Genomic DNA, 5,679 nt, shown 5'->3' on the forward strand with positions numbered 1-5,679 from the left:
GGGCCCTTCTTCGCGCCCCTGTCCGACGCGTTCCTCGGCACCACGCCCGCGCTGCGCGAGGCGGCCGAGCGGCTCGACCCCGGGCCGGTCGACACGCCGGACGGCCAGTGGTGGCTGGCGTTCCGCACGTACGTCGTCGAGGCCGGTGACCGGGTCGTGCTGGTCGACACCGGCGCGGCCAGCGACACCGCGCTGCGGCCGTCGTGGGCGCCGGGGCCCGCCCGCCACCTGGCGGACCGGGTCGTCGCGCAGGCCGGGGTGGCGCCGACCGACGTCACCGACGTCGTGCTCACCCACCTCCACCTCGACCACGCGGCCGGGAGCGTGGACGCGAGCGGCGCCCCGGCGTTCCCGAACGCGCGGTATCTCGTGCAGCAGGCGGAGCTCGCGGCGATCGGCCCGGAGTCGTTGCTGTGGACCGGTCTCGTCGAGCCGCTCCGGGCGACCGGCCAGCTCCACTCCTGCGCGGGCGAGGTCGAGCTGGCGCCGCCGACCGCGGGCACCTCGGTGCGTCTGGTGCCGACCCCCGGGCACACGCCCGGCCACCAGAGCGTCGCGGTCTCGACGGCCGATCACCTCATGGTGCTCGCGGGGGACGTGTTCGTGCACGCTCTGCAGGTCCTCGATCCCGCGGCCCGTTACGCCCACGACGCCGATCCCGAGCTCGCCGAGCGCACCCGCGCCGGGGTGCTCGACCTCCTCTCCGGGCACGGCGGGCGGCTGGGGACCGCTCACCTGCATGCCCCGTACCTCGCCGTCGGCGCACCCTGAGCAGACGGCTGGGGTCAGGAGTCGAAACCCAGCCCGGCCCGGTCCAGGGTCCGCAGGAACAGGTTGCGCCGGCCCTCGCGGTGGTCGGCGCGGTCCAGCGACCAGCGGGTCAGCGCGATCCCGAGGTCGGCGACAGGGGAGGGCGGGAACGGCAGCGGCATCCGCCGCACCATCGCGAGCCGGGTGCGCGCGGTGTCGAGGCCGGCGAGCCGGTCGAGCATCACCTCGGCCGCGAACCGGGTCGCCCCGACGCCGAGCCCCGTGAAGCCCGCGGCGTAGGCGATCCGGCCCCCGCCGGCGAGGCCGTGGAACGCCGCGAACCGGGTCGAGGTGTCGATCGCGCCGGCCCAGCGGTGGCTGAACCGCACGTCCTCGAGCTGGGGGAACACGGTGAGGAAGTGCGAGGCCAGCCTGCGGAACGACTCGGGGCGCTCCTCGTGCTCGCCGCGCACCTGCCGCTGGTGGATCGCGTCGTAGCCGCCCCAGAGGATCCGGTTCTCCGCCGTCAGCCGCGCGTAGTGGAACTGGTTGGCCAGGTCGCTGAGACCCTGCCGGTGCGCCCAGCCGACCGACGCGAGCTGGGCGTCGGTCAGTGGTTCGGTCATCAGCACGTAGTCGTAGACCGGGACCGTGAGCAGCCGGGCGCGGCGCAGCTGGGACGGGAAGACGTTCGTCGCCAGCACGACCCGGTCGCTGGTGACGGTGCCGCCGGTGGTCCGCACGGACCGGCCGTCGAGCCCGGTGACCGTCGTCCGCTCGTGGATCTCGACGCCCAGCTCGGCCGCGACCCGGGCCAGCTCCCGCGCGAGCCGCCCCGGGTGCACCAGCGCGCAGTCCTCGCGGTCCCAGGCGCCGCCGAGGAGCACCGGGCTGTCGATCTCGCGCCGGACCGCCGGGCCGTCGAGGAACCCGGGCTCGCCGCGCAGCCAGTCGACCTGGTGCGGCTCCACGGCGACGCTCAGTGTCCCGGTGCGCTCGAACTGGCAGGCGAGCCCGAGCTCGCGCACGTCGGCCGCGAAAGCGTCGAGGTTCTCCCGGCCGAGCCGCTCGAGCTCGGCGTACTCATCGGGCCAGCGGCGGCGGCCGTTCTCCTCGCCGTGGGTGAGGCTGGCCTCGCAGAACCCGCCGTTGCGCCCAGACGCCGCCCAGCCGACCGTCTGGGCCTCGAGCAGCACCACCCGCGCGCCGGGGTCGCGCCGCTTGGCGAGCACCGCGGTCCACAGCCCGCAGTAGCCGCCGCCGACCACGGTGAGGTCGGCGGCGGTGTCCGCGACCAGTGGTGGGTACGCCGTGCCGGGCGCGTCCTCCAGCCAGAAGATCGAGTGCCGGCTCGGTGCCAGCGCCGCGTCGACGAGTGCGGCCGGTGGCGCGAGACGCTCATAGACCGTCGGCATCGACCCGCTCATGCGTGCGCATCACCGACCTCGAGCGCACCGTCGAGGATCGCGAGGCCCTCGCGGGCCTCCTCGTCGCTCATCGTGCACGGAGGCACCAGGTGGATCCGGTTGGCGGTGGCGAACGGCAGCATCCCCGCGCTCTTGCAGGCCGCGACCACCGCGGCCAGCCCGGCCGGCCCCAGCATCGCGCGGGTGGAGGCGTCGGTGACCAGGTCGAGCGCCCAGAACACGCCGACGCCGCGGACCTCGCCGACGCACGGGTGCCGCCCGGCCAGCTCGGCCAGGCCCGGGCCGAACACCTCGCGGCCGAGCCGGTCGGCGTTCTCGACGATGCCCTCGTCGCGCATCGTGTGGATGGTCGCGACGGCCGCCGCGGTGGCGAGCGGGTGGCCGGAGTAGGTGAGGCCCCCGGGGTAGGGCCGGTGGGCGAACGTCGCGGCGATCGGGTCGCTGATGATCACCCCGCCCAGCGGGACGTAGCCGGAGTTGACGCCCTTCGCGAACGTGATCAGGTCCGGGGTCACGGCGTACCGGTCCAGCGCCAGCCAGGTGCCCGCGCGCCCGAAGCCGGCCATCACCTCGTCGAGGATCATCACGATGCCGTGCCGGTCGCACAGCTCGCGGACGCCGGCGAGGTAGCCCGGCGGCGGCTCGAAGATGCCGGCCGTGCCCGGGATGGTCTCGAGCAGGATCGCGGCGATCGTGTCCGGGCCCTCGGCCTCGATGGTGCGGGCCAGGTGGTGCAGCGCCCGCTCGCACTCCTCCTCGGGGGTGCTGGCGTGGAACTCCGAGCGGTACAGGAACGGCCCGAAGAAGTGCACGGCACCGGCGGTCGCGGTGTCGTTGGGCCAGCGCCGCGGGTCGCCGGTGAGGTTGATCGCGGTCTGGGTGCCGCCGTGGTAGGAGCGGTACGCCGTGAGCACCTTGAACCGCCCCGTGTGCAGCCGGGCCATCCGGACGGCGTGCTCGTTGGCGTCGGCGCCGCCGTTGGTGAAGAACACCTTCTCGAACCCGTCCGGCGCGATCTCGGCGATCAGCACCGCGGCCTGCGACCGCTGCTCGTTGGCGTGCTGGGGGGCGATCGTGCAGAGCCGGTCGGCCTGCTCCTTGATCGCCGCGGTCACCCGCGGGTGCTGGTGGCCGATGTTGGTGAACACCAGCTGGCTGGAGAAGTCGAGGTAGCGGCGGTCGTCCTCGTCCCACACGTAGGAGCCGCGGGCGGCGCCGATCACCATCGGGGTGATCTCCTCCTGCGCGGACCAGGAGTGGAAGACGTGCTTGCGGTCCAGGTCGTACGTCGTGCTCATCGGGGTCCTCTCGGGTGGAGCGTCCAGGGAGACTCGCGTGCCCCTCAGTGGTTCTTGGGGAAGGCCAGCTCGAGACCGCCGGCGCTGCCGGGGTCGGGCCAGCGGGTCGTGACGACCTTGCCGCGGGTGAAGAAGTGCACGCCCTCGACGCCGTGGGCGTGGGTGTCGCCGAACAGCGAGGACTTCCAGCCACCGAAGGAGTAGTAGGCCATCGGCACCGGGATCGGGACGTTGACGCCGATCATGCCGACCTCGACGTCCTGCTCGAACGCCCGGGCGGCGCCGCCGTTGCTGGTGAAGATCGCGGTGCCGTTGCCGTAGCGGTTGGCGTTGACCAGCTCGATGGCTTCCGCGTAGGTCTCGGCGCGCACCACGCAGAGCACCGGCCCGAAGATCTCGTCGGTGTAGATGCTCATCGACGCCTCGACGTGGTCGAACAGCGTCGGGCCGAGCCAGAACCCGTTGGTCTCGCCGTCCGCGTCGACCTTGCGCCCGTCGACGACCAGCGTGGCGCCCTCGGCCTCGCCGGCGTCGATGTACGACGCCACCTTGTCGCGGTGCGCCCGCGTCACCAGCGGACCCATGTCCGCATCTCGGGTCCCGTCGCCGACCCGCAGCGTCGCGGTCCGCTGGGCGATCCGCTCGACGAGCTCGTCGCCGATGCCGCCGACCGCCACCAGCACGCTGATCGCCATGCAGCGCTCGCCCGCGGAGCCGTAGCCCGCGCTGACCGCGGCGTCCGCGGCCAGGTCGAGGTCGGCGTCGGGCAGCACGACCATGTGGTTCTTGGCGCCACCGAGGGCCTGCACCCGCTTGCCGGTCGCGCTCGCGCGCTCGTAGACGTACTGCGCGATCGGGGTCGACCCGACGAAGCTGATCGAGGCGACGTCCGGGTGGTCGAGCAGGCCGTCGACCGCGACCTTGTCGCCCTGGAGCACGGTGAAGACGCCGTCCGGGAGGCCGGCCTCCTGCCAGAGCCGGGCCATCCAGATCGCCGCGGACGGGTCCTTCTCGCTGGGCTTGAGGACGACGGCGTTGCCGGCGGCGATCGCGATCGGGAAGAACCACATCGGGACCATCGCGGGGAAGTTGAACGGGCTGATGATGCCGACCACGCCGAGGGGCTGGCGGATGCTGTGCACGTCGACGCCGCTCGAGACCTGCGGGCTGTTGCCGCCCTTGAGCAGGTGCGGGATGCCGCACGCGAACTCGACGACCTCCTGGCCGCGGGAGACCTCGCCGAGCGCGTCGGAGCGCACCTTGCCGTGCTCGGCGGTGATGATCGCGGCCAGCTCCTCCTTGCGCTCGTTGAGCAGCTCGCGGAACCGGAAGACCACCTGGGTGCGCGCGCTCACCGAGGTGCGCGCCCAGTCGGTGGACGCGGCCTTCGCGGAGGCGACCGCGGCCGCGACGTCCGCCTCGTCGGCGAACACCACCTGGCCGGTCACCTCGCCGGTGGCGGGGTTCGTGACGTCGCCGACGCGGGTGGCCGCCCCGGTGTGCGGGCGGCCGTCGATCCAGTGCGGGATGGGCGAGCTGGGGGAGCTGGTCGTCATGGCCCGATCGTGGCGCAGCGCGGCCCCGCGGGCGAGGGACGATCCGTCGCTGATGCGGCCTGACGTGCGACACTGTGTCGCGTGCCGGTGACGATGCGTGAGGCGCTGGGGCTGCCGGCCCTGGCGGCGGGCGACCCGGTCGTCCTCAGCGGGGAGGCGGGCCTCGACCGGCCGCTGCGCTGGGTGCACGTCTCGGAGGTGCGCGACATCGGCACCGTCCTCTCCGGCGACGAGCTGGTGCTCACGACCGGCCTCGGGATGGCGGCGTCGGCCGAGGCCGCCGACGACTTCGTGCGTCAGCTGGTCGAGGTGCGTGCCGCCGGGCTGGTGATCGAGCTCAGCGCGGCGTACCCCTCGGTGCCGGAGCCCGCGCTGCGGCGCGCCCGCGCGGCCGGGTTCCCGCTCGTCGCGCTCAACCGGCCGGTGCGGTTCGTCGACGTGACCGAGGCCGTGCACCGCACGATCGTCGCGGAGCACTTCGACGAGGTGGCCTTCGCCGGACGGGTGCACGAGACGTTCACCGAGCTCGGGCTCGCGCGCGCCTCGACGGCCCGGCTGGTCGAGGCGGCCGCCGACCTGGCCGCCGGCTCGGTGGTGCTCGAGGACCTGGGGCACCGGGCGCTGGTGCCGGCGGCCCGCGCGGAGCCC

At 74.0% G+C, this 5,679-nt stretch carries 5 protein-coding genes; 2 read left to right on the forward strand and 3 right to left on the reverse strand.

What is annotated here, in order from left to right; genetic code table 11:
* A partial coding sequence (locus VGD85_RS09830; protein WP_331063273.1) for an MBL fold metallo-hydrolase occupies positions 1-771 on the forward strand: 771 nt, incomplete at its 5' end.
* A gap of 14 nt (positions 772-785) precedes the next feature.
* Here VGD85_RS09830 and VGD85_RS09835 read toward each other — a convergent pair.
* The 3 genes from VGD85_RS09835 to VGD85_RS09845 are packed head-to-tail and all read right to left on the reverse strand — an operon-like array spanning position 786 to position 5,031.
* Entirely contained in the window at positions 786-2,177 is a 1,392-nt protein-coding gene (locus VGD85_RS09835; protein ID WP_331063274.1) for an FAD-dependent oxidoreductase, read from the reverse strand.
* On the reverse strand, positions 2,174-3,475 hold the full coding sequence (locus VGD85_RS09840; RefSeq protein ID WP_331063275.1) for an aspartate aminotransferase family protein: 1,302 nt from the start codon (positions 3,473-3,475) through the stop codon (positions 2,174-2,176). Before VGD85_RS09840 ends, VGD85_RS09835 begins: the two co-directional genes overlap by 4 nt.
* A 44-nt stretch (positions 3,476-3,519) precedes the next feature.
* Positions 3,520-5,031 carry a CoA-acylating methylmalonate-semialdehyde dehydrogenase gene (locus VGD85_RS09845; protein WP_331063276.1) on the reverse strand — a complete coding sequence of 504 codons (1,512 nt, stop codon included), beginning with the start codon at positions 5,029-5,031 and terminating at the stop codon, positions 3,520-3,522.
* An 81-nt stretch (positions 5,032-5,112) separates the two neighbouring features.
* Here VGD85_RS09845 and VGD85_RS09850 point away from each other — a divergent pair.
* Positions 5,113-5,679, forward strand: a 567-nt coding sequence (locus VGD85_RS09850) for a PucR family transcriptional regulator ligand-binding domain-containing protein (protein WP_331063277.1), incomplete at its 3' end; no start/stop codon positions are given.

It is taken from the genome of Nocardioides sp. (assembly GCF_036401255.1).
In the GTDB taxonomy this organism is placed as follows: Bacteria; Actinomycetota; Actinomycetes; order Propionibacteriales; family Nocardioidaceae; genus Nocardioides.

Excerpts from the sequence above, each read along its gene's own strand:
- VGD85_RS09835 (WP_331063274.1), bottom strand. The coding sequence starts at position 2,177 with ATGAGCGGGTCGATGCCGACGGTCTATGAGCGTCTCGCGCCACCGGCC.
- VGD85_RS09840 (WP_331063275.1), bottom strand. The coding sequence starts at position 3,475 with ATGAGCACGACGTACGACCTGGACCGCAAGCACGTCTTCCACTCCTGG.
- VGD85_RS09845 (WP_331063276.1), bottom strand. The coding sequence starts at position 5,031 with ATGACGACCAGCTCCCCCAGCTCGCCCATCCCGCACTGGATCGACGGC.